This is a genomic window from Marinobacterium sp. NO-S09, from assembly GCF_059179545.1.
The window spans coordinates 4,089,509-4,114,056 of sequence record NZ_CP168954.1 but is presented as its reverse complement, the minus strand read 5'-3'; the positions used below and the strand labels follow the sequence as shown (position 1 = coordinate 4,114,056).

17 protein-coding genes, 2 tRNA genes and 3 rRNA genes are annotated in these 24,548 nt (G+C 56.0%); 13 read left to right on the top strand and 9 right to left on the bottom strand.

What is annotated here, in order from left to right:
* Positions 1-28: 28 nt before the first annotated feature.
* A complete protein-coding gene (locus tag O3C79_RS18895; protein WP_494384342.1) occupies positions 29-1,195 on the top strand; it encodes a pyridoxal phosphate-dependent aminotransferase in 1,167 nt (388 codons plus the stop codon).
* Here O3C79_RS18895 and O3C79_RS18890 read toward each other — a convergent pair.
* The gene (locus tag O3C79_RS18890; protein ID WP_494384341.1) at positions 1,182-1,511 is read right to left on the bottom strand and encodes a Rieske (2Fe-2S) protein; all 330 of its coding nucleotides are present in this window, start codon (positions 1,509-1,511) and stop codon (positions 1,182-1,184) included. The two genes, O3C79_RS18895 and O3C79_RS18890, sit on opposite strands and share 14 nt — an antisense overlap.
* Positions 1,504-3,042 (bottom strand): bifunctional aminoglycoside phosphotransferase/ATP-binding protein, encoded by a 1,539-nt coding sequence (locus O3C79_RS18885; protein WP_494384340.1) that lies wholly within the window; start codon positions 3,040-3,042, stop codon positions 1,504-1,506. Before O3C79_RS18885 ends, O3C79_RS18890 begins: the two co-directional genes overlap by 8 nt.
* Positions 3,043-3,088: 46 nt before the next feature.
* Here O3C79_RS18885 and mrcB point away from each other — a divergent pair, with 46 nt between their 5' ends.
* Both mrcB and O3C79_RS18875 read left to right on the top strand, forming a co-directional pair.
* The gene (gene mrcB, locus O3C79_RS18880; protein ID WP_494384339.1) at positions 3,089-5,422 is read left to right on the top strand and encodes a penicillin-binding protein 1B; all 2,334 of its coding nucleotides are present in this window, start codon (positions 3,089-3,091) and stop codon (positions 5,420-5,422) included.
* Between the two features lie 15 nt (positions 5,423-5,437).
* Positions 5,438-6,034, top strand: a complete 597-nt coding sequence (locus O3C79_RS18875; RefSeq protein WP_010325135.1) for a tetratricopeptide repeat protein — start codon at positions 5,438-5,440, stop codon at positions 6,032-6,034.
* A 14-nt stretch (positions 6,035-6,048) separates the two neighbouring features.
* Here O3C79_RS18875 and O3C79_RS18870 read toward each other — a convergent pair whose 3' ends face one another.
* From O3C79_RS18870 to O3C79_RS18855, 4 genes are read right to left on the bottom strand one after another with little or no spacing between them, the layout of a single operon-like run.
* Positions 6,049-6,657, bottom strand: a complete 609-nt coding sequence (locus O3C79_RS18870) for a hypothetical protein (RefSeq protein WP_010325134.1) — start codon at positions 6,655-6,657, stop codon at positions 6,049-6,051.
* A gap of 3 nt (positions 6,658-6,660) precedes the next feature.
* Positions 6,661-7,947, bottom strand: coding sequence for a glutamate-1-semialdehyde 2,1-aminomutase (gene hemL / locus O3C79_RS18865; protein WP_494384338.1), 1,287 nt, complete (start codon positions 7,945-7,947; stop codon positions 6,661-6,663).
* Positions 7,948-7,979: 32 nt separating this feature from the next.
* Positions 7,980-8,609, bottom strand: coding sequence for a thiamine phosphate synthase (gene thiE, locus O3C79_RS18860; protein WP_494384337.1), 630 nt, complete (start codon positions 8,607-8,609; stop codon positions 7,980-7,982).
* The gene (locus O3C79_RS18855; protein ID WP_494384336.1) at positions 8,606-10,333 is read right to left on the bottom strand and encodes a chloride channel protein; all 1,728 of its coding nucleotides are present in this window, start codon (positions 10,331-10,333) and stop codon (positions 8,606-8,608) included. The genes thiE and O3C79_RS18855 overlap by 4 nt, the downstream gene beginning before the upstream one ends.
* Positions 10,334-10,419: 86 nt before the next feature.
* On the opposite strand from O3C79_RS18855, the gene argC reads away from it, so the two are divergent.
* The 3 genes from argC to O3C79_RS18840 all read left to right on the top strand — a co-directional run bounded on the left by argC (position 10,420) and on the right by O3C79_RS18840 (position 13,451).
* Positions 10,420-11,454: an N-acetyl-gamma-glutamyl-phosphate reductase gene (gene argC, locus O3C79_RS18850; protein ID WP_494384335.1), complete on the top strand. Its 1,035-nt coding sequence runs from the start codon at positions 10,420-10,422 to the stop codon at positions 11,452-11,454.
* A gap of 70 nt (positions 11,455-11,524) precedes the next feature.
* Complete coding sequence (gene erpA, locus O3C79_RS18845; RefSeq protein WP_010322486.1) at positions 11,525-11,872, top strand: iron-sulfur cluster insertion protein ErpA; 348 nt, start codon at positions 11,525-11,527, stop codon at positions 11,870-11,872.
* A gap of 340 nt (positions 11,873-12,212) precedes the next feature.
* Positions 12,213-13,451: a DUF4214 domain-containing protein gene (locus O3C79_RS18840; RefSeq protein WP_494384334.1), complete on the top strand. Its 1,239-nt coding sequence runs from the start codon at positions 12,213-12,215 to the stop codon at positions 13,449-13,451.
* A 59-nt stretch (positions 13,452-13,510) separates the two neighbouring features.
* Here the strand turns inward: O3C79_RS18840 and O3C79_RS18835 are convergent, their stop codons facing one another.
* Positions 13,511-14,614 (bottom strand): anhydro-N-acetylmuramic acid kinase, encoded by a 1,104-nt coding sequence (locus tag O3C79_RS18835; RefSeq protein ID WP_494384333.1) that lies wholly within the window; start codon positions 14,612-14,614, stop codon positions 13,511-13,513.
* A complete protein-coding gene (locus O3C79_RS18830; RefSeq protein WP_494384332.1) occupies positions 14,611-16,065 on the bottom strand; it encodes a peptidoglycan DD-metalloendopeptidase family protein in 1,455 nt (484 codons plus the stop codon). The genes O3C79_RS18835 and O3C79_RS18830 overlap by 4 nt, the downstream gene beginning before the upstream one ends.
* 191 nt (positions 16,066-16,256) lie before the next feature.
* Between O3C79_RS18830 and tyrS the strand changes: the two genes are divergently transcribed.
* The 7 genes from tyrS to rrf all read left to right on the top strand — a co-directional run bounded on the left by tyrS (position 16,257) and on the right by rrf (position 23,448).
* On the top strand, positions 16,257-17,555 hold the full coding sequence (gene tyrS / locus O3C79_RS18825; protein WP_494384331.1) for a tyrosine--tRNA ligase: 1,299 nt from the start codon (positions 16,257-16,259) through the stop codon (positions 17,553-17,555).
* 29 nt (positions 17,556-17,584) lie between these two features.
* Positions 17,585-17,740 (top strand): hypothetical protein, encoded by a 156-nt coding sequence (locus O3C79_RS18820; RefSeq protein WP_494384330.1) that lies wholly within the window; start codon positions 17,585-17,587, stop codon positions 17,738-17,740.
* A 485-nt stretch (positions 17,741-18,225) separates the two neighbouring features.
* Positions 18,226-19,765, top strand: a 16S ribosomal RNA gene (locus O3C79_RS18815).
* A gap of 85 nt (positions 19,766-19,850) precedes the next feature.
* Positions 19,851-19,927 (top strand) — tRNA-Ile (locus O3C79_RS18810).
* Between the two features lie 100 nt (positions 19,928-20,027).
* Positions 20,028-20,103, top strand: a tRNA-Ala gene (locus O3C79_RS18805).
* 214 nt (positions 20,104-20,317) lie between these two features.
* A 23S ribosomal RNA gene (locus O3C79_RS18800) occupies positions 20,318-23,202 on the top strand.
* 130 nt (positions 23,203-23,332) lie between these two features.
* Positions 23,333-23,448, top strand: a 5S ribosomal RNA gene (rrf, locus tag O3C79_RS18795).
* The 16S, 23S and 5S rRNA genes sit together here with 2 tRNA genes alongside, the layout of an rRNA operon.
* A 144-nt stretch (positions 23,449-23,592) precedes the next feature.
* On the opposite strand, the gene fabI is transcribed toward rrf, so the two are convergent.
* Positions 23,593-24,357, bottom strand: coding sequence for an enoyl-ACP reductase FabI (fabI, locus tag O3C79_RS18790; RefSeq protein WP_494384329.1), 765 nt, complete (start codon positions 24,355-24,357; stop codon positions 23,593-23,595).
* Positions 24,358-24,548: the final 191 nt, after the last annotated feature.

The window sequence follows — 24,548 nt, the reverse complement described above, 5'->3', positions numbered from 1 at the left end:
CGCTGAAACAACCTGCCAGGAGATGGAAATGACAAGGGGCTGGACCGAGCGTGCGCGCGAGATTGATTCCTTCAAGGTAATGGATCTGTTGAAACGGGCGGCGGAACTGGATAGTGCCGGTATGGATGTGGTGCACATGGAGGCGGGGGAACCGGACTTTCCGACTGCCGCGCCTATCGTACAGGCGGCGCATGCCGCGCTGGAAGCAGGTCAGACCCGCTATACCCCGGCGGGCGGCATCATGCCGCTGCGTGAAGCCATTGCCGGTTTTTATCAGCAGCGTTACGGCGTCGACCTGGCGCCCGAGCATGTGCTGGTGACGGCGGGGGCTTCCGGCGCACTCCTGTTGGCTTTCTCTCTGCTGGCGGCACCGGGCAGCCGCTTCATGCTGGCCGATCCCGGCTACCCCTGTAACCGTCAGTTCCTGCGTTTGCTGGAATCACGCGGTCAGCTGGTGCCGGTGGGGCCGGAGACCAATTATCAGCTGACACCGGAGCTGATCGAAGAGCACTGGCAGCCGGATACTGCCGGTGTGTTGCTGGCTTCACCCTCCAACCCGACAGGCTCGGTGGTGCCTTCCGAACAGCTGGCTGCGATTGCCGAAACGGTTGCGCGCCTGCAGGGGCGTCTGATTGTGGACGAGATCTACCACGGTCTGACCTATGGGTTTGATGCCGAAACGGTACTGTCCGTGGCGCCGGATGCCATTGTGCTGAACAGCTTCTCCAAATATTTCGGCATGACCGGTTGGCGCCTTGGCTGGTTGGTGGCGCAGCCGGATGAAGTGGCGGAGATGGAAAAAATCGCCCAGAACCTGTTTATTTCACCGGCTACCCTGTCACAGCATGCGGCGCTGGCGGCTTTCGAGCCGGACACACTGGCGTTGCTGGAGCAGCGCCGTGAAGCCTTTGCGCTGCGCCGGGACCGTCTGGTGGAAGGTTTGCGTGAACTGGGCTTTGGCATTCCGTTGATGCCGGAGGGGGCTTTCTACGTGTACGCCGATGCTTCCCATCTGACCGATGACAGCTTTGCGTTCTGCTGGTCGCTGTTGGAGGACGACCTGTTGGCGGTGACGCCCGGGGCAGACTTTGGCTGTAACCACCCTGAGCGTTTTATCCGCTTTGCCTACACTACGGGTATGGATCGTATCGAGCTGGCGCTGGAGCGTCTGCGCGCCCGGATCAATCGCGGCTAAGGTAAACAGCCCCGTCCCTGATGATGCAGCTCAGAGGTTCCAGCTGCTCACCGGGGCAGGGTCCGGCAATACAGGTGCCATCCTTGACGCCGAACAGCGCGCCGTGGGTGGCACATTGGATAAACTGCTTCTCGTAGTCGAGGAACTGGTCCGGCTGCCACTCCAGACGGATGCCACGGTGAGGGCAGCTGTTGCGCCAGGCGATGACTTCGCCATCACGCTGGAATAACAGGACGGCCGTGCCGTCGTCCAGATCAAATCCACGGCCTTCCACCGGGTCCAGCGCATCCAGCTGGCAGACATAGATCTCAGTCATCACCATCTCCCAGCAGGCGCTGTGCACGCAGGTGTGCCATCAACTGCTCGATGGCCTCGTCATCACGGGTATCAACCTGCAATGAGAGCAACTGCTCATCGCTGGTCAGTGGCTGCATCATGTTCATCTGTTCACGCATCACTGCAACATCCGCATCTGACGGATCGCGACCCTCTTCCTGACGGCGCTTCAGACGCGCCTCAATCAGACTCTGCTCGCAATGACAGCTGATGATACGCAGCGGCAGGTCGAGGTTTTTGGCCAGTTCTAAGTAGGCGTTGCGGGTGCGTTGCTGAATAAAGGTGGCATCCACTACCACCGAGTATCCGGCTTTGAGCATCAGTCTGGTGGTATCCAGCAGGTGCTGGAAGGTGCGACTGTTCATCTCGGCACCATAGAGTTCTACCGACTGCCCCTGCAAACTCAGCTCACGATAGATGCGTTTGCGCTCCACGTCTGAGCGGATGCGAATCACGCCTACGGCTTCGGCCAGGCGTTCGCTGAGGTAGCTTTTGCCGCTGCCGCTGACACCGTGCATCAGGAAAATGGCGGGGCTGCGCTCGCGGTAGTAATGCTCGGTCAGCTTGAGGTACTGGCGGCAACTCGGAACATCTGGCTCAGCGCCCAGCATGGCGACCTTGGCGCGTACCATGGAGCGGTAGGCCTTGAAGAAGTTAAGCAGGGGCAGGGCTTCGTAGTCGCCGCTCAACTCCAGGTAGAGGTTGAGGCAGCGATTGGCCCAGCGGAACTGCTGGTTGGCTTCCAGGTCCATCAACAGGAAGGCCAGGTCCGACATGGTGTCAATCCAGCGGAATTCCAGATTGAACTCGATACAATCGAACAGGCGCAGGTGATCGTGGAACAGGTTGACGTTGGCAAGGTGCAAATCGCCGTGGCACTCGCGGACATGGCCTTTCTGCTTGCGCTGCTTGATCAGTCCACTGAGGCTGCGGAAACTTTGCGCCGTGTGCGTCGACAACTGCTGCAGCAGGGTCAGGTCGTCAGCCTCAAGGTGCTCGGGATGAATGTGGCGATAGTTGTCGGCCACGACTTCCCAGAGTGTCTCCGGTTCACCCCAAGGACTATCCTGGGCCACGATCGGAATACGTGAATGGAAGTCGGCAATCTGTTCGGCCAGCAGGTCGATCCAGTGGGCTTCAAACAGGTGACGCTGCAGCAGGCGGTCAAGGCGCAGTTCAGGATCAAACTGATACATTTTGACGGCATATTCGATCGCTTCGCCTGCTGTATCCAGCTCCGGCTTCTCGGTGCTGCCGCCAATGGCCACCAGACCAATATAGATATCCGGTGCCAGGCGTTGGTTCAGGCGAACTTCCTCTTCACAGCAATGTCGTCGCTGGGCAAGGGTAGTGAAGTCCAGAAAGCCGAAATTGACCGGTTTCTTGACCTTGTAGGCATATTCACCGGTAAGAAGAATCCAGGAGATGTGCGTCTCGATCACCTCTATCTGCTCCACGGGGTGCGGGAAACAGGCGGGATCGCGCAGGGATTCGATCAATGTGGGTAACATGGGGTTCCTGCTGTTGTCGGCGACGGCATAGGATTATACTGATCCGATGAGTAAAAAGAGAACACCTTCCGCCAAAGGACGCCGTTCGCGTCAGAAATCCAAACCTTCTCGTCTCGGTCGTTTCCTGCGCTGGCTGTTCAAGCTGGGGCTGGTGCTGACGGTTATTGCGGCGGCCGGTCTGGTGTATCTGGACGCTCAGGTGCGTAGCAAATTCGAGGGCAAACGCTGGGCTGTCCCGGCCAAGGTTTATGCCCGCCCGCTGGAGCTGTATCCCGGTCAGTCCATCGCCATGGATGAGCTGAAGCAGGAACTCAAGACGCTTAATTATCGTTTTGTGCGCCGTGCTGATCAACCCGGGGCGGTGGAATGGGCCAGCAGCCGGGCGCGTATCTACAGCCGTGGCTTTGATTTTCCGGATGAGGTTGAGCCTTCACGCAATATGCTGCTGTCCTTCTCAGGCGGGCGCCTTCAGTCGATCAAAAGCAGTGACGGGCGCTCACTGCCCCTGGTACGACTGGAGCCCATGCTGATCGGGGGGATCTACCCCAAATCCAATGAGGATCGCGATCTGATCAAGCTGGAGGAGGCACCGCTTCATCTGGCGCAGGCGCTGGTCACCGTGGAGGATCGGGCTTTCTATGATCACTGGGGGGTGTCACCCAAGGGTATTGCCCGTGCCATGTGGGTCAATATCCGTGAAGGCCGTTTCGTGCAGGGCGGCAGTACCCTGACCCAGCAGCTGATCAAGAACTTCTACCTCACGTCCGACCGCACGCTGAGCCGCAAGCTGTTGGAACTGCCGATGGCGATGTTGCTGGAGCTGCATTATGACAAGGATGAAATCCTCGAAGCCTATCTGAATGAGGTGTATCTGGGGCAGTCCGGCAGTCGCTCCATTCACGGCTTTGGCCTGGCCAGCCAGTATTACTTTGCCCGGCCGGTACAGGAACTGGAGCTGCATCAGGTGGCCCTGCTGGCCGGCATGGTGAAAGGCCCGTCCTGGTATGACCCCCGCCGCAACCCCGACCGAGCCATGGAGCGCCGTAACCTGGTGCTGAAGATGTTGTTCGAACAGGGGCATATCAGCCGCGATGAATATGATCAGGCACGTCGTCAGACCCTTGGCGTGGTGAAACAGCGCAGTTTGCATAAAGGGGCTTTCCCCGCCTATCTGGATCTGGTGAAGCGCAAACTGCGCGAGGAATACCGTGATGAGGATCTGAGCAGTGAAGGTTTGCGTGTATTTACATCACTGGATCCGATGGTGCAGACCCGTGCGGAAGCGGCACTGGAAACCGGTATTGGCCGCCTTGAGAAACGCTACGGCAAGCGGGCCAAGGAGCTGGAAGCCAGTATGGTGGTGACCGACCCGCAAACCGGGGAGGTGATGGCGCTGATCGGTGGGCGGGATAATCGCTATACCGGTTTTAACCGCGCTCTGGATGCCTTGCGCCCCATCGGTTCACTGGTGAAGCCGGCGATCTATTTGGCTGCACTGGAGCAGGGCTATACCCTGGCAACGGCGCTGGAAGATGAGCCGCTGAGTGTAAAAATGCCGGATGGCTCGGTATGGCAGCCGCAGAACTTTGATCGTCGCAGCCATGGCGTGATCCCGCTGCACCGTTCGCTGGCGCTGTCCTATAACCAGTCCACGGCGCGTTTGGGAATGAACGTTGGTCTGGATAATGTCATCGACATGCTCCACCGCCTGGGTGCCGAGCGTGATCTCAAGGCGTATCCGTCACTGTTATTAGGGGCTCAGGCGTTGTCACCTCTGGAATTGGCCAGTGTCTATCAGACCATTGCGGCCAATGGTTTCCGTATGCCGTTGCGAGTTATCCGCCGGGTAACTGATGCCGAAGGTGAAGAATTGTCACGTTACCCCTTTACCCTGAAACAACAGGTAAAACCCGAGCTGGTGCATCTGTTACAGTACGCGCTGCAGGAAGTGGCGCGTGAGGGTACGGCTCGCAGTGTGTATTCGGTATTGCCGGATAACCTCAATGTGGGTGGCAAGACAGGCACCTCCAATGATCAGCGGGACAGCTGGTTTGCCGGTTTTGCCGGCAACCGCCTGGCGGTGGTCTGGTTGGGACGTGATGACAACAGTCAGCTGCCCTTTACCGGTTCCGGCGGGGCACTGCGCGTGTGGACCGAGTTCATGCGGCGTGAATCTCCGGAGCCCTTCCTGGCGACTCGCCCTGCCGGGGTTGAGTATGTATGGATAGACGAGGCGACAGGTCTTCGATCTGATCGTCGCTGTGAAGGGTCCCGACAGCTGCCGTTCCTGACGGGCACGGCGCCCAGTGAAAAAGTGGACTGTGGTCTGGATAACCCTGTTCGACGTTCGCTGGACTGGTTCCGCAACTGGTTTGACTGATGTGAGAAGGATGCGATGAAAAAAATCTGTCTGATGCTGGCCGCGGCCGCGCTGGTGACTGGCTGTGCCGGTCCCAACCCCTACCGCGCGCCGGTGGAAGATCGCGGTCAGGACTATGAGCCGGCCAAAGAGCCCGTGACCCAGCCGGGTACCGTGGTGCCGGCCGAAACCTCCCCCGGTGTGACCGTACAACCGGTAACCCGTGTACCTGTGGTGCGTGAACAGCGTGACCCGGAAGCCGCCTCGCAGCCGGTGGAAATTCAGTCCAGCCAGCCGGTAGTCAGCCAGCCACAGAGCCCGGCCGTGATTGCCTTGCTGGAAACGGCACGTACCGATAGTGGCAAGGGCGATCTGCGCATGGCGCAAAGCCGGCTGGAGCGCGCTCTGCGAATCGCGCCGCGTGACCCGGAAGTGTATATCCAGCTGGCCGATGTGCAGCGTCGCCAGGGGCAGTTCCTGCAGGCAGAGCAGGTGGCGCTGAAAGGTGTCAGCGTTGCCGCCGGCCAGTCCGGTGCGCTCAAGCGGTTGTGGCAGTTGATTGCCGAGATTCGTCAGGAAGGGGGAAATGCTCAGGGTGCCAAGGAAGCGCGCGACAAGGCCGCCGCTTACTGACACCCTGAAAGGCGTCAGCCTGTTTGTTCAGGCTGGCGCTTGCCGGTGTGCTGCAGCAATGCGAAGCTGATGAGTCCCAGCCCTGCGGCTTGTGCCAGCGGTGGCAGCAGTGCCGGAGGTGTTGCCGTCATGAGCGTGCCGGCACTGATACCCAGCAGTATCAGTGGGGCTGCCAGCGCCAGTGCAATCCGGCCTGTCAGTACGGGCAGTTTGAATGCGGCAACCAACAGGGCTGCTGCCAAAGCCACGCTGAGCCAGAGAGTGTAGCTTTCTCCCAGTCCCATGCGACGCAGCAGTTCAAACAGGGCAAACAGAGCCAGCAGCCAGCGGCCCCAGCCTGCTTTAGACCAGAACCAGCCCATCGATAATGCCAACACCGCTGTCACCAGCAGGGGCAGTCCCGCGTACAGGGCCAGGTTGCCCAGCAGTCGCTGCAGTGTGGCGACATCCTGATTATCGGGTGTCAGTAACAGCTGACCCATAGCCGCCAGGGCGATAAATACCAGGCTCAGGCTACTCACCTGAAGTTGCGACTGAGGTGCTTCGGCCAGCGCCTCGCTGCGGCGAAACAGCAGCACGGCACTGGCGAGAGCAGCAACCAGAATCAGGCTACTTCCCAGCATTGCTTAAGCGGCCAGTTTGGCAAATACACGGTCAGCGGCCGCCAGGGTCGCATCCAGCTCCGCTTCGGTGTGGGCGTTGGAGACGAAGCCGGCTTCAAACGCGGACGGCGCCAGGTAGACGCCTTCGTCCAGCATGCCGTGGAAGAACCTGCCGAACAGCTCGGCATCGCAGGCGGTGGCTTCGGCGAAGCTGGTAACGCTGTCCTGATCGGTAAAGAACAGACCGAACATGCCGCCAACGCAGCTGGTAGTGAAGGCGATGGCGTGACGTGCAGCCATGGCTTCCAGACCCTGAGTCAGGTATTCCGCCTTGGCGGCCAGAGCTTCATGAATGCCTTCCTGCTTGAGCGCGGTCAGCATGGCCAGTCCGGCGGACATGGCCAGCGGGTTTCCGGACAGAGTGCCGGCCTGATACACCGGGCCCAGCGGCGCGATGTGTTCCATGATTTCACGTTTGCCGCCGAAGGCGCCAACCGGCAGGCCACCACCGATAACCTTACCCAGAGTGGTCAGGTCAGGTTTGATGCCGTACAGCTCCTGGGCACCGCCCAGTGCGACACGGAAGCCGGTCATGACTTCATCAAAAATCAGTACGCTGCCGTGCTGGTCACAGACTTCGCGCAGGCACTCCAGGAAACCTTCCTTGGGCGGGATGCAGTTCATGTTGCCGGCAACCGGCTCAACAATGATGCAGGCAACCTGGTCGCCAATTTCGGCAAAGGCTTTGCGCACGTTGTCGATATCGTTGTACGTCAGGGTAATGGTGTGTTCGGCCAGTGCGGCAGGAACCCCCGGAGAGTTGGGTTCACCCAGAGTCAGGGCACCGGAGCCGGCTTTCACCAGCAGGGAGTCGGAGTGGCCGTGGTAGCAGCCCTCAAACTTGACGATCTTGTCGCGGCCGGTAAAGCCGCGGGCCAGGCGAATGGCACTCATGGTCGCTTCGGTACCGGAGCTGACCATACGCACCATATCCATGGACGGCACCAGTTCGCACACCAGATCGGCCATCTCGGTTTCGATGGCGGTCGGTGCGCCGAAGCCCAGACCGTTATCCAGCATCTCGCGCACGGCATTCATGACCGGCGGATAAGAGTGGCCCAGCAGCATTGGGCCCCAGGAGCCGACATAGTCGATGTACTGACGGTCGTCTTCGTCAAACAGGAAAGGACCTTCGCCACGCTTGAAGAACACCGGCGTGCCACCCACGCCCTTGAAAGCGCGGACCGGCGAGTTTACGCCACCCGGGATGTGAGCCTGTGCGGCCTGAAACAGGGATTCTGAACGTGACATGGGACACTTCCTATTAACTGTAAATAAGTGGGTTATACCGTCGTAAACTGTTGCGTGAAGCGGTGTGCCTGTTGCTCTACATCATCGGCAGCAAAGAGGGCATGCACGACGGCGACAAGGTCGGCACCGGCTTCGATTACCTGGCTCGCATTATCCACGCTGATCCCGCCAATCGCCACCACCGGAACCTGGAATTCTGTTTTCGCTGCCTGCAGCAGGCTCAGTGGTGCCGGGCTGGCGCCGGGCTTGGTGTTCGACGGGAAGAACGCGCCGAAAGCGACATGGTCGGCGCCGGCGGCAATGGCGTTGCGTGCCAGGTCGAGGCTGTCGTGGCAGGTCTGGCCGATCAGCGCCTTGCTGCCCAGGTAATCACGGGCGCCGGCAACGCTGCCATCGCCCTGGCCCAGGTGGACGCCATCCGCCTGAGATGCGCGGGCCAGTTTGACATCATCGTTGATCAGCAGCGGACAGTCGTATTGGTGGCACAGGTCTCGTAACGCCAAGGCCTGGCGCAGGCGTTTGGCCCCATCTATGGACTTGTCGCGGTATTGCAGCAGGCGCATGCCACCACGCAAGGCGGCTTCTACCTGTTCCAGCATAGCGTCATCTGTCGGCATCAGGCCGGCGTCGGTAAGGCCATAAAGGCCGTGTAATCGGGTCATGAAAGACTCTGTTTCTGGTGATAGTACTCTTCAATCTGCTGACGGCTGATCATGCCCATCGGCTCTTCCTGGTTGCTGACCACAACCAGCGATTCCAGTTCCTTTTCGCGCAGCAAATCCAGGGCCTCCTTGAGGGTGGCACGATAGAGCAGGTAACTGGTGTCGATACGGTGTGCCGGGATCGACAGCAGGTTGATATTCAAGTCATCCGGTGCCTGATCCGGCAGACTGTCGATGTAATGTCGCAGGTCCGCTGGCGGCAACAGAAAATGACGTTTGTCGCTTTCCACCAGAATGCGGTAGGGGGCGGCTTCCAGTAGTGTGCGTGCAGTACTCAAGTGGATGTCGCTGGAGGCCTGGCAAATATCTCGTCGCATCAAGCTGCCGACGGCGGCACGGGAGAGAATTTGCGCCAAAGGTGCCTGGCGTACATCAAGTCCCTGGCGCAGCAGGGATGCATGGAAAATGGAGGGCAGTTTGAACCCGTAGCGGGTGGTCAGGCTGGCAATTAATAGTGCCAGCATGCCAGGCAGCACGATACCGGCATTTTGGGTCAGTTCCAGCATGGCCAGCAAGGCAGCCAGGGGCGCGTTGAGCAAAGCGGCCATCATCGCGCCCATGCCGATCATAGCGTACATGCCGGTGTGGGCAGTACCGGTCAACAGACTGTCGACCGCACCCAAGAGGGCACCGGCAACGGCGCCGATAAACAGGGTCGGACCGATCAGGCCCGCCGGAATCCCCAAGCCTATCACCACCGGTGTCAGCAGGCACTTGGCGATCAACAGGCCGCACAGAAACAGAATGGGGGCGGGCTCATGGAACAGGGATTCAATGGTGTCATAGCCGCCACCCATGACTTCCGGCCAGTAGAGTGCGACCAGCCCTGTCAGCAAACCGGCCAGCAGAAAGCGGATGGAGAAGTGCCAGTGCAGCAAACGAAATGTCTGCATCTGCAGCAGGTGGAAGCCGGCCGCCAGCAATCCGCACAGAAGGCCCAGCAGGGCAACCAGCGGCAACTGTGTCAGTTCGCCAATGGCCAGATCGGGTGCCGTGAAGACGATGGCCTCGCCGATCAAGGCACGCGACACCACATCCCCCACCAGCGCCGCGACCATGACGGGCAGGAAGCCGACCATGGTGTACTCCAGCAGGATAATTTCCATGGCGAAAATCACGCCGGCCAGGGGGGTGTTGAAGGTGGCGGCAATACCTGCCGCTGCGCCGCAGCCAACCAGCAGGCGTAAGGAATTATTGGGCAGGTTCAGTTTCTGTCCCAGCCAGCTGCCGGCCCCGGCCCCTAGATGAACGGCCGGGCCTTCTCGGCCCACCGAGTGGCCGCTGGCCAGCGCAATAACGGCGGCCAGCCATTGAATCAACAGGTTAAAGGCAGGCAGGCGGCCCTGATGGTTACTCAGTCTCTCTAGCAGGTGCACAATACCGACCGCTCGGGCCTGGGGCGGAATACAGGCAAACAGGGCAATCAATAGAAGGCTGCCGGCCACGGGCAGTAGCAGCCGGTATACATCGGGCAGCTCTTCAAAGCGTTCGGCACCGCCGCTCAGCAGCCAGGCCTGCAGCAGGGTGTCGGCTGATCTGAACAGGCTGATCAGACCGCCGGCAGCCAGGCCGGAGAGAATGCCCAGTATGACCAGTTGCGGCAGGGCATCGGCATGAGCCAGTCGATGGCGGAAGTGTTCCAGTGAGAGCAGTTGGTGTGGCATGATGATTCGTTCAGAGGATCATGGTCATCTGCTGTGCAGCTAAGTACTATACCCTAACAGTTTTTACGTACTGATGAGAGGTTGATGTGGTCAAGGTAGGTATCGTCGGAGGCACCGGCTACACCGGTGTTGAATTGTTGCGTCTTTTGGCAAACCACCCCCAGGCGCAGGTGGAAGTGATTACCTCGCGCTCAGAGGAGGGCGTCAAGGTGGCGGACATGTTCCCGAACCTGCGAGGCCATCTGGATCTTGCTTTCACGGTACCGGATGTAGACCGTCTGGCAGCCTGTGATGTGGTGTTCTTCGCGACACCGCACGGTGTGGCCATGAGCATGTCTCCCGAACTGATTGATCGTGGCGTTAAAGTGATCGATCTGGGTGCTGATTTCCGCATCAAGGATATTCCGCTGTGGGAAAAATGGTACAACCTGGAGCACACCTGTCCGGATCTGGTGGAAAAAGCGGTATACGGCTTGCCCGAGCTGAACCGTGATGCCATCCGTGAAGGTCAGATGATCGGTTGTGCCGGCTGCTATCCCACCGCGGTGCAGCTGGGTTATCAGCCGCTGTTGAAAGCAGGCCTGATTGACCACCGTCGCTTGATTGCCGATTGTAAATCCGGTGTTACCGGTGCTGGCCGTGGTGCCAATGTCGGCACTTTGCTGGCAGAAGCCAGTGAAAGCGTTAAAGCCTACGGCGTGCCGGGTCACCGTCATCTGCCGGAGATCAAGCAGGGACTGAGCGATATGGCTGGTCGTCCGGTAGGGTTGACCTTCAGTCCGCACTTGATGCCGATGATTCGTGGTATTCACGCGACCCTGTACTCGGTTCTGAAAGACCCGGTCGGCCCGGACCTGCAGACCCTGTTTGAAGACTTCTATCGTGATGAACCTTTCGTGGATGTGATGCCTGCCGGCGCCCACCCGGAAACACGTAGTGTCAAAGGTTCCAACATGTGCCGCATCAGCGTACACCAGCCTCAGGGCGAAGATACGGTGGTCGTTTTGTCAGCCATCGATAACCTGATGAAAGGCGCGTCTGGCCAGGCGATTCAGATCATGAACATCATGTTTGACCTGCCGGAAACAGCGGGCCTGGAACAGGTTGCACTGATGCCCTGATCTGCCAATACTTGACTGAATTAGTCGGTTTAGGCAGAATGCGCCGTATCTAAGAGGGTTTAGTGTAACTATGAGCGATACTGCACAAGCGGCCGACCTGGTATTTACCAATGCGGCGGCCAACAAGGTCAAATCATTGCTGGAAGAAGAGCAGAACGACAAGCTGAAACTGCGTGTGTACATCACCGGTGGCGGTTGTGCGGGCTTCTCTTATGGCTTCACGTTCGATGAAAACATGGCGGACGATGATGCAGCGGTTGAGCGTGACGGTGTAACGCTGGTAGTGGACCCGATGAGCTACCAGTACCTGGCCGGCTCGGAGGTTGATTACAAGGAGGGCCTGCAAGGCTCTCAGTTCGTGATCAACAACCCCAATGCGACCACGACTTGCGGCTGCGGTTCGTCCTTCTCGATCTGATCCTGTCTCGGGATAGCAGCTAAGGCTGTAAGGCCCTGACGATTGATTAAAAGCCCCGTAGGCATTAATGCTTGCGGGGTTTTTGCGTTTCTGGTGCCTGCTGACCCGAGTTGCGCTTCCTTGCTCCCTCCCTTCTATACTGAATCCGGTCCTGAAGCTTACTTCTGCTTCATGCTACGGGACATGTTGTTTTAAGTTTCAATTTAACTTGTTCGTGCATTGTGTGCCTGATAGCTCTATGGGTGTTTCTCAACTTCACAGGTGATGGTTCGGTGAGGCTGCTTCCATGAGTTCACATCCGTAATTGAAGTCGCAAACAAGGCGTAAGTGAGGGGGAAGTATGTCCGGTTCAGACGTGATGAAATTTGATATTCAGAACAACGAAGTAATTGCGGTTTACGAATATGACGATGGTGTCTGGGAGCTTGAGAGTCCGGATGCCAACACAACTTACAGCGTTGAGGGTGACAACGTCATCGAGACGGAAGTGGAGCATGGGGTTACGGAAACGACCGTCTATACCGCACGGGAAGACGGTACTTACATTGAAACCTCCAGCCAGTCACAGGTGATTGATGACAGCTCTTCAGGCAGCGAGGAAGATAGCAACGGCTCCGGGTACGGCGATGACTTGATGCGGTTCGAGATCCAGAACAACCAGGTGGTCGCTGTGTTTGAATGGGACGATGGCTTCTGGGAGCGCGAACAGATTGATGCCAATACTACTTACACCCTGCAGGGTGATAACGTCATCGAAGTTGAAGTTGAGCATGGCTACACCGAAACGAAGGTATATACCCATCTGGGCAATGGCAGCTATGTCGAAACCTCCAGCGAAACGCAGCTGAATGGCAGTCAGTCGGGTATCCCCTCCTCGGATGTATATATTGATGGCCAGCTGTTTGAGCGGGAAGACGAAAATGAATACTCCTTCGACCTCAGTCAGAATGCGGAATACCGTATTGACGATGATCTTTACCTGGTACGTGACGGGGTGATTTATGAGCTTGAAGATGATGGCTTCTATCAGAAAGATGGCAGTGTCGTCATGTTTGAAGGCGAGCGTCATGAAATCGAGTTTTACCACTCCAGCCTGAGTGCATCTGACGAAGCTGAGGCGGTCTATGCCAAGCGGTCCGATGGCAGCCGAGTGGAAGTCGAAGATGCGGCTGAAGCCTATAGCGAAGATGGTGCCGTGTACCGACTATATCGGGCTGTTTTTGATCGGGATCCTGATGAGGCTGGTTTCAAATATTGGGCCGATCGACTGGATCACGAATTGAATTTTGAGCAGATCATCGACCGGTTCATCGATAGTGGTGAGTTCAAAACGCTGTATGCCGACGCTGATGATCAGGGGTACGTCAGCAAACTGTACAATCATGTACTGGAGCGCGAACCTGATGAGGAGGGGTTGCGATATTGGGTCGGAAATCTTGAAGATGGTCGCTGGGATCGTGGAGACGTGTTGGCACGCTTCAGTGATTCCGGCGAGTTCAAGAACAATACGCAGCAGGCGCTCGATGATTACCTTGAGCTGGTGGGGCAAACATCAATCACAACCGATATGATTGCTTGACCTGCGTTGCGGGAGAGAATGCCTCTGTTTACCTATTGCCTGGGAAGTTGTTCATCTGCTCAAGGCAGATGAATGGCTCCCAGTATGCGATCGCCACGTGCGCCGGTGACGCTGGCCTTGCTGGCCGTTTTTCGGTTCAACGTCCGCATGGCAAACCAGGCAAAAGCGGTCGCTTCCATCCAATCAGGGTGCAGCCCCAGTGCTTCAGTAGTACTGATTTGGCTGTCAGGTAACAGCTGTTGCAGACGTTGCTGCAATCCCTGGTTATGGCTGCCGCCGCCGCAAAGGTAGAGCTCGGGCTGGTGCAGGCTGTGGGTTTGTATGGCGTCTGCCAATGAACGGGCCGTCAGCTCCAACAGTGTTGCCTGTACATCCTCGGCCTTGGGCGCTTCTGCAAGGCAGCTGATTGCTCGCTCCAGCCATTCGGAATTGAACGTTTCCCGTCCTGTGCTTTTGGGCGGTGGCTGGTGAAAGTAGGCGTCGCTCAGCATGACGTCCAAAAGCTCTTCCATCACCTGGCCGCTTCTGGCCCAGTTGCCATGGCGATCAAACGCCTTGCCCTGGTGGCGCTGAATCCAGGTATCCATAAGCACATTGCCCGGACCGGTATCATAGCCACTGACATCCTGCTGTGGGTCGGCCGGAAGCAGGGTGATATTGGCCATGCCGCCGAGATTAACCAGCACGCGATCCTGCTTGTGACTGCGAAACAGGTGCTCATGGAAAGGTGGAACCAGCGGGGCGCCCTGTCCTCCGGCAGCCAGGTCGCGGCGGCGGAAATCGGCCAGGGTTGTGATGCCTGTGTGCTCGGCAATACTGGCAGGGTCGCCAATCTGCAGACTGAACCCCTTTTCGGGACGGTGGCGGATGGTTTGCCCATGGCTGCCGATGGCAATGATGTCAGCCGCGTCGGTGCCTGAGCGCTCCAGCAGTGTGTTCACGGCGTCTGCAAACAGTTCTCCAAGCTGGCGGTCCAGCAACCCCAGATGCTCAATCTCGTTATCACCGGGTTGCGTCAGTTGCAGAATCGATTGGCGCTGGGGTTCCGGCAAGGAGTGCTCATGCCAGGCCAGTAACTCGAATTCCGGCTCGAAACGCACCAGAACGGTGTCCACGCTGTCCAGGCTTGTGCCTGACATTAAGCCAATATAGTACTGGCTCATGGCTGGCCGCTCTCATCGTTCATGGCCAGGCGAGTGTCGGAGTGGCGTTCCAGTTCGGCGACCAGCCGGTTGGCTTCAGCCAGAAAGGCATCGCGTTCATTGGCCGGTACAGGGTCGGCGGCCGGGAGGTCGACGGTGAGCGGGTTACGGTGAACGCCGTTGCTGCGGAACTCATAATGCAGGTGAGGGCCGGTGGCCAGGCCGGAAGCGCCGACATAGCCGATAGTCTGGCCCTGTTTTACGCGCGTGCCGTTGCTGACACCTTTCTGGTATCGGCTCATATGTGCGTAGAGTGTGGTGATGTTGCCACCGTGTTGCAGGATAACGGTGCGACCGTAGCCACCCTTGGTGCCACGCCAGATTACTTTGCCGTCACCGGCAGCCTTGATGGGCGTGCCTGTAGCAGCGGCATAGTCAACGCCACGGTGGGGGCGTTTACGACCCAGCACCGGATGGTAGCGTTCGGGCTTGAAGCGGGAGCTGATACGACGGAAATCGACCGGTGAACGCAGGAACGCCTTGCGCATGCTGTGTCCGTCAGGGCTGAAGTAATTGCTGTTTCCCTGGCTGTCGGTAAAGCGGATTGCCGTGTAAGTGTTGCCGCGGTTCATGAATTGAGCGGCCAGAATGCGCGTGCTGTTCAGGGGTTCGCCATCGAGATAATCCTGTTCGTAGAGTACCCGGAAGTGGTCGCCTTCCCGGATATCCAGCGCAAAATCGATGTCCCAGCCAAAAATCTGCGCCAATTGCATGATGGTGCGCTGAGGTAGTCCGGCATCAGCCGCATCAAGGAACAGTGAGCGACGGATGTCGGCTTCCGCATAGGCGCTTTGAGCTTCAGGGGTACGTTCCTGTTCACTGATGACATATCCGTCGGGTGTGCGTTCTATCAAAGTGCTTTGCAGGCGGCTGCGCACATGTTTCAGTTTACGCAGTTCCCCGCCTTCAATGAGAAAAGCCAGGGTTTGCCCCGGCTTCAGGTATTTGAGGGCATCCTGGCTGCTGGCTGCCTGTGATACCTGGTATACATCACGAGGCCCCAGACCTGCGCGTTTGAAAAGTGTGGTGAGGTTATCGCCGGAACGGACAGTGTATTCTGTCCAGTTTTCAACCGCTTCGGGAATAGTGGCAGGGGAGCTGACGTTATCTGTTTGAGTCGGTTCGACGGGCACGTCAGTGTTGGCGGCTCCCGAATTGTCTTCAGGTCGTGTGGCCTTGTCTGGATCAGATAATGACAACGGCAGGCTGACCCGTTCAATATCATCCCGAGCAGGTGTGTCATTAGTGGAATCGTCGACTTCGTTTACTGCAAGCGGGGGAAGGTTGGGACTGGGGGTTGATTGCTCTTCCGGCAGAAACATAGCTGCCAGGGTGATAACGGCCAGAACGCCTGCCAGTAGATAAAGGTGCAGTTTGGGCAGGGCGCGCAGGTAATGGGGTATTGGAGCCACGAAAATCCCCTGAATATATTAAGTTAGAACGTTAAAGCATCAGTATAACCAAATAACACGGCTCGGGGCTGAATACAGGTCATCTACCGGCAAACTAACAGTATAAAGCGCATTTCTGGCCATCCTGTCCGAAACAGCTGTAGAATGCCGTCTCTGCTAATTTTCAATCCAATAGAGGGATTTCGGCGGTTATGAACGCAAACAGTTTGATCGAAGATCTCAAGGCCCGTGGTCTCATCGCACAGATGACCAGTGAAGAGGAGCTGGTTGAGCATATGGCTCAGGGACCGGTGACGCTTTATTGCGGCTTCGATCCGACTGCCGATAGCCTCCATCTGGGTCACCTGGTGCCACTGCTGATGCTTAAGCGCTTCCAGGATGCCGGCCATCGTCCTATCGCTCTGGTCGGTGGTGCAACCGGTCTGATTGGTGATCCCAGTTTTAAGGATCAGGAACGCCAGCTGAACTCCGAAGACGTTGTGAAGCAATGGAGTGACTGCCTGAAAGGACAGATCAGCCGTTTCATCGAATTTAATGATGAAGACGGTGCCATCCTGGCCAATAACTACGACTGGACGGCTAATGTCGATGTGCTCAGCTTCCTGCGTGATATTGGCAAGCACTTCACCGTTAACAAGATGATTGCCAAGGAATCGGTGAAACAGCGTATAGAGCGTGAAGGTTCAGGCCTTTCGTTTACCGAGTTCACTTATCAGATTTTGCAGTCATACGATTTCCAGCAGCTTAACAGTAAGTACGGCTGCACCATGCAGATCGGTGGCTCCGACCAGTGGGGCAACATCGTTGGTGGTATCGATCTGACTCGCCGTGTAAATGGCGCTGCGACCCACGCGTTGACACTACCCTTGATCACCAAATCTGATGGTACCAAGTTCGGTAAAACCGAAGGTGGCGCCGTCTGGTTGGATGAGAAGAAAACCTCGCCCTATGCTTTCTACCAGTTCTGGCTGCAGACGCCTGATGCGGACGTATACCGTTTCATGAAATTCTTTACCTTCCTGTCGGTGGATAAGATCGATGCCATTGAAGCGGAAGACAAGGAGCGTGAAGGCCGTCCTCAGGGTCAGCAGGTTCTGGCTGAAGAAATGACGCGATTGGTGCATGGTGAAGATGCGTTACAGGCGGCTCGTCGTATTACCGAGGCGCTGTTCTCCGGTGACGTGTCCAGCTTGAGTGCTGATGATTATGCCCAGCTGCAGCTGGATGGCCTGCCGGCCTCCGCAGTTCCGGCCGAGCTGAGCGAGCAGCCTCTGACGACTCTGCTGGTGGATGCGGGGATGGCAAACTCCGGTAAGCAGGTTAAGGATGCTCTGCAGCGCAACGCTGTGATCATTAATGATCAGGCATGTGGCATGGATCAGAATATGAGCGCCGCTGCACTGTTCAGCTCTGCCAATGCTCGCTTCGACAAATACTTCCTGGTGAAACTGGGCAAGAAGAAGCACCATCTCTTCTACCTGGCTGACTAACAGTCCCTGTTATGTAACAACGGGCACCCTTGGGTGCCCGTTGTCGTTTCTGCCTTTTACGTGGCTATGCTGAATACCTCTACCTCTACCTCTACCTCTACCTCTACCTCTACCTCTACCTCTACCTCTACCTCTACCTCTACCTCTACCTCTACCTCTACTGGCAGGGTATTGGTCGAAAGTGACGCTGTTTCACCTTTTTGAAATTATTTTACACAAAACAGTTGACGCCCCATCTCATGTCTGTAGAATTCGCCTCCTCGCTTGAGACGACGGGGTTCACGCAACACTGAACGGCTCGGGAGAGAAGGAGATAAGCTCTTGAAATCACTTAGATTTCTGATGTAGAATTTGCCTCCTTGGTTTTAACCGCTTCGTTGTTTGAGTGCTTCGGCACTGAAACAAAAAACGAAAAAAACGGTTGACACCGAATGAGGATGCGGTAAGATACGCGCCTCGCTTGAGACAACATGTTCTGCCACACGGCAGGTTGATCAAGCCCGCTCTTTAACAAATTGATCAGGTAATATGTGTGGGCGCTTGTCAGGATTGAGCACACAAAGCTTAATCAAGGCAAGCAACCTAACTGAATATTCATTTAGCGTTGTGTAATACCTTGAGCCGAGTCTGAGGGATCATTCCTCCCTCTTAATATGACTCACAAAGATTTGAACTGAAGAGTTTGATCATGGCTCAGATTGAACGCTGGCGGCAGGCCTAACACATGCAAGTCGAGCGGTAACAGAACTAGCTTGCTAGTTGCTGACGAGCGGCGGACGGGTGAGTAACGCGTGGGAATCTGCCTGGTAGTGGGGGACAACAGTTGGAAACGACTGCTAATACCGCATACGCCCTTCGGGGGAAAGTAGGGGATCTTCGGACCTTACGCTATCAGATGAGCCCGCGTCGGATTAGCTTGTTGGTGAGGTAAAAGCTCACCAAGGCGATGATCCGTAGCTGGTCTGAGAGGATGATCAGCCACACTGGGACTGAGACACGGCCCAGACTCCTACGGGAGGCAGCAGTGGGGAATATTGGACAATGGGGGCAACCCTGATCCAGCCATGCCGCGTGTGTGAAGAAGGCCTTCGGGTTGTAAAGCACTTTCAGATGTGAGGAAAGGTGTGTGGTTAATACCCGCATACTGTGACGTTAACATCAGAAGAAGCACCGGCTAACTCCGTGCCAGCAGCCGCGGTAATACGGAGGGTGCAAGCGTTAATCGGAATTACTGGGCGTAAAGCGCACGTAGGTGGTTTGGTCAGTCAGATGTGAAAGCCCCGGGCTCAACCTGGGAACTGCACCTGATACTGCCAGACTAGAGTACGGTAGAGGGTAGTGGAATTTCCGGTGTAGCGGTGAAATGCGTAGAGATCGGAAGGAACACCAGTGGCGAAGGCGACTGCCTGGACCGATACTGACACTGAGGTGCGAAAGCGTGGGTAGCAAACAGGATTAGATACCCTGGTAGTCCACGCCGTAAACGATGTCAACTAGCCGTTGGGGGACTTGATCCTTTAGTGGCGCAGCTAACGCGATAAGTTGACCGCCTGGGGAGTACGGCCGCAAGGTTAAAACTCAAATGAATTGACGGGGGCCCGCACAAGCGGTGGAGCATGTGGTTTAATTCGAAGCAACGCGAAGAACCTTACCTACTCTTGACATCCTGCGAACTTGCTAGAGATAGCTTGGTGCCTTCGGGAACGCAGTGACAGGTGCTGCATGGCTGTCGTCAGCTCGTGTTGTGAAATGTTGGGTTAAGTCCCGTAACGAGCGCAACCCCTATCCTTATTTGCCAGCACTTCGGGTGGGAACTCTAAGGAGACTGCCGGTGACAAACCGGAGGAAGGTGGGGATGACGTCAAGTCATCATGGCCCTTACGAGTAGGGCTACACACGTGCTACAATGGCCGGTACAGAGGGCCGCGAACTCGCGAGGGTAAGCAAATCTCAGAAAACCGGTCGTAGTCCGGATCGCAGTCTGCAACTCGACTGCGTGAAGTCGGAATCGCTAGTAATCGCGAATCAGAATGTCGCGGTGAATACGTTCCCGGGCCTTGTACACACCGCCCGTCACACCATGGGAGTGGGTTGCACCAGAAGTAGCTAGTCTAACCTTCGGGAGGACGGTTACCACGGTGTGATTCATGACTGGGGTGAAGTCGTAACAAGGTAGCCCTAGGGGAACCTGGGGCTGGATCACCTCCTTAAACGATTGCGAAGTTCTGGCAAGCGTTCACACATATTACCTGATCGAAAGTTAAAGAGAGCGTAATCGGCAGATGCCGAATATGTAGGCTTGTAGCTCAGTTGGTTAGAGCGCACCCCTGATAAGGGTGAGGTCGGTGGTTCAAATCCACTCAGGCCTACCAATTTTGCGCCACTCAGCGTTAAATCCTTCGTTGCTTAGCAGGCTATGCGGCCTCGGGATTGGCCTTGATTGACACAAAATGACAACGCGACAACCCTTATGGGGCTATAGCTCAGCTGGGAGAGCGCCTGCTTTGCACGCAGGAGGTCTGCGGTTCGATCCCGCATAGCTCCACCATTCCTCAAATGCCTGGAATGGTCAAGAAAGTTTTAAAACATGCACTCACTTCACACTTGATGTGAAGTTTTTGAGTCCATCTTTTAAAGCTTCAACGCTTTAAACGCTCTTTAACAAATTGGATCTGAAAGATTGTCTTGTATTGTTTGATACAAGCGCCAACCGGCGATAATCGTTACGAACCATTCATTTGCCAGACGCCTTCGGGTTATATGGTCAAGTGAATAAGCGTGCACGGTGGATGCCTTGGCAGTCAGAGGCGATGAAGGACGTTGTAACCTGCGATAAGGTTCGGGGAGCTGGTAAACGAGCTTTGATCCGAACATTTCCGAATGGGGAAACCCACCCGCTTGCGGGTATCTCTTAGCTGAATACATAGGCTTTGAGAGGCGAACCCGGGGAACTGAAACATCTAAGTACCCGGAGGAAAAGAAATCAATTGAGATTCCCTTAGTAGCGGCGAGCGAACGGGGACCAGCCCTTAAGCTGTGTTGTGGTTAGTGGAACACTCTGGAAAGTGTGGCCATAGTGGGTGATAGCCCCGTACACGAAAACCTATACGCAGTGAAATCGAGTAGGACGGAACACGTGATATTCTGTCTGAATATGGGGGGACCATCCTCCAAGGCTAAATACTCCTGACTGACCGATAGTGAACCAGTACCGTGAGGGAAAGGCGAAAAGAACCCCTGTGAGGGGAGTGAAATAGACCCTGAAACCGTGTACGTACAAGCAGTGGGAGCCGTTTTCGGACGGTGACTGCGTACCTTTTGTATAATGGGTCAGCGACTTACTTTCAGTGGCAAGCTTAACCGTTTAGGGGAGGCGTAGGGAAACCGAGTCTTAATAGGGCGTTTAGTCGCTGGGAGTAGACCCGAAACCGGGCGATCTATCCATGGGCAGGTTGAAGATTGAGTAACATCAATTGGAGGACCGAACCGACTGTCGTTGAAAAGCCAGCGGATGACCTGTGGATCGGAGTGAAAGGCTAATCAAGCCCGGAGATAGCTGGTTCTCCTCGAAAGCTATTTAGGTAGCGCCTCATGTCTCACCTTGGGGGGTAGAGCACTGTTTCGGCTAGGGGGTCATCCCGACTTACCAACCCGATGCAAACTCCGAATACCCAAGAGTGCAATCATGGGAGACACACGGCGGGTGCTAACGTCCGTCGTGGAAAGGGAAACAACCCAGACCGCCAGCTAAGGTCCCAAAGTTCTAGTTAAGTGGGAAACGATGTGGGAAGGCTCAGACAGCTAGGAGGTTGGCTTAGAAGCAGCCATCCTTTAAAGAAAGCGTAATAGCTCACTAGTCGAGTCGGCCTGCGCGGAAGATATAACGGGGCTCAAACTAGACACCGAAGCTGCGGATGCCTTAGGGCATGGTAGAGGAGCGTTCTGTAAGCCGTTGAAGCGGAAGCCGGGAGGCACCGTGGAGGTATCAGAAGTGCGAATGCTGACATGAGTAACGATAAAGGGGGTGAAAAACCCCCTCGCCGGAAGACCAAGGGTTCCTATCCAATGCTAATCAGGGTAGGGTGAGTCGGCCCCTAAGGCGAGGCTGAAAAGCGTAGTCGATGGGAGACAGGTTAATATTCCTGTACCGCGCATAACTGCGACGGGGGGACGGAGAAGGCTAGGCCAGCACGGCGTTGGTTGTCCGTGTTTAAGGGTGTAGGTTGAGAAGTTAGGCAAATCCGGCTTCTTAAGACTGAGACCTGATGACGAGCTCCTTTATGGAGTGAAGTGGTTGATGCCATGCTTCCAGGAAAATCCTCTAAGCTTCAGGTTATGTGTGACCGTACCCCAAACCGACACAGGTGGTCAGGTTGAGAATACCAAGGCGCTTGAGAGAACTCGGGTGAAGGAACTAGGCAAAATGGTGCCGTAACTTCGGGAGAAGGCACGCCGATGTTGGTGATGGACTTTACGTCCTAAGCTGATGTCGGTCGAAGATACCAGGTGGCTGCGACTGTTTATTAAAAACACAGCACTCTGCAAACACGAAAGTGGACGTATAGGGTGTGACGCCTGCCCGGTGCCGGAAGGTTAATTGATGGGGTTAGCTTCGGCGAAGCTCTTGATCGAAGCCCCGGTAAACGGCGGCCGTAACTATAACGGTCCTAAGGTAGCGAAATTCCTTGTCGGGTAAGTTCCGACCTGCACGAATGGCGTAACGATGGCCACACTGTCTCCACCCGAGACTCAGTGAAATTGAACTCGCTGTGAAGATGCAGCGTCCCCGCGGCTAGACGGAAAGACCCCGTGAACCTTTACTATAGCTTCACAGTGGACTTTGACATTATTTGTGTAGGATAGCTGGGAGGCTTTGAAGCATTGGCGCTAGCCAGTGTGGAGCCGTCCTTGAAATACCAGCCTGGTACTGTTGAGGTTCTAACTCAGGTCCCTGATCGGGATCGAGGACATTGTGTGGTGGGTAGTTTGACTGGGGCGGTCTCCTCCCAAAGTGTAACGGAGGAGCACGAAGGTACCCTCAGGCTGGTCGGAAATCAGCCAATGAGCGCAAGAGTAGAAGGGTGCTTGACTGCGAGACAGACACGTCGAGCAGGTACGAAAGTAGGTTCTAGTGATCCGGTGGTTCTGTATGGAAGGGCCATCGCTCAACGGATAAAAGGTACTCCGGGGATAACAGGCTGATACCGCCCAAGAGTTCACATCGACGGCGGTGTTTGGCACCTCGATGTCGGCTCATCACATCCTGGGGCTGAAGCCGGTCCCAAGGGTATGGCTGTTCGCCATTTAAAGTGGTACGCGAGCTGGGTTTAGAACGTCGTGAGACAGTTCGGTCCCTATCTGCCGTGGGCGTTTGAGATTTGAGAAGAGTTGCTCCTAGTACGAGAGGACCGGAGTGAACGAACCTCTGGTGTTCCGGTTGTCACGCCAGTGGCATTGCCGGGTAGCTACGTTCGGACGGGATAACCGCTGAAAGCATCTAAGCGGGAAGCCCCCTTCAAGATGAGATCTCACTGGACCCTTGAGGTCCCTGTAGAGCCGTCCGAGACCAGGACGTTGATAGGCAGGGTGTGTAAGTGCTGTAAGGCATTGAGCTAACCTGTACTAATGGCTCGTGAGGCTTGACCATATAACGCCCAAGGCGTTTGGATGAATGGTTAGACGTTAAAGATTATCGGCTCGCAAGAGCACCGGTTGAGCGCTTGTAGCGACAAAACAGACAGTCGAAAGAATTTCAGATCCAGTTTGTTCCAGTTTTGCTTGGCGACCATAGAGCCGTGGAACCACCTGATCCCATACCGAACTCAGCAGTGAAACGCGTCATCGCCGATGGTAGTGTGGGGCTTCCCCATGTGAGAGTAGGTCATCGCCAAGCATTTAATTAAGTGAAAACCCCGGTCTCGTCGAGATCGGGGTTTTTGCGTTATGTGGCCGGGAAACCCGTCTTGCCAAATACCCGTCCCTCACGGGTATTAAAAGTCCCCGCATCAAACCTGTTACGTCGACGCGGGACCAGTTTTCAGGCCATCAAATGATGGCCTGCATCAATATGGATCAGGTTACCGGTTAGTGATGCGGCCTGATCGCTGACCAGAAACGCAGCCATGTTTCCCACATCTTCAGGAGTGCCCAACCGGTGCAGTGGGGAGCGTTCGATAGCATCGTCCATCAGTTTGTCGAATGCCTGGATGCCACTGGCAGCACGGGTCGGCATAGGGCCCGGTGACAGTGAATGCACACGTACCTGATGCGGCCCCAATTCTGATGCCAGGTAGCGGACAGAGCTATCCAGCGCTGCCTTGATCGGCCCCATCATGTTGTAGTTCTCAACCACGCGTTCGGCGCCATGATAGCTCATGGTCAGCAGTGTTCCGCCATTTGGCATCAGTGGCTTTGCCAGCTTGGCCATACGGATGAATGAATGGCAGGAGATATCCACAGCCTTGCAGAAGCCCTCTGCGGTGGAGTCCAGCAGTTGGCCGTGCAGCTCATCCAGAGGTGACCAGGCGATGGAGTGAATGAGAAAGTCAATTTCCCTCCATTGTTCCTGCACTGTTTCAAATACCGCTTCCATTTCGCCTGGTTCCGACACATTGCAAGGCAGAAACAGTCTTGCATCCAACTGGTCTGCCAAAGGTGCCACATAGGGCTTTGCCTTCTCATTAAGGTAGGTAAGGCAAATCTCTGCACCCAATTGGCGGAGCACATCAGCACAGCCGTAGGCGATACTTTTATCATTGGCAACGCCGAAGACAATACCTTTCTTTCCGCTCAGATCAATCATCGTCATAAACCCCGTGAGAGTGTTGTGTCTTACATTAGATAGAGGCGATGACAGGCAAATGAATGTCCAGTTGAGGTCTTCATCCAGAATATCCTGGTTAAATCAATATTTATTAAATTAGCTGTTATTAATTTTCATTTGTGGCGCTATTCTAGGGCTGGAGTGTGGGAACGAATCAAGGGTGAGAATGA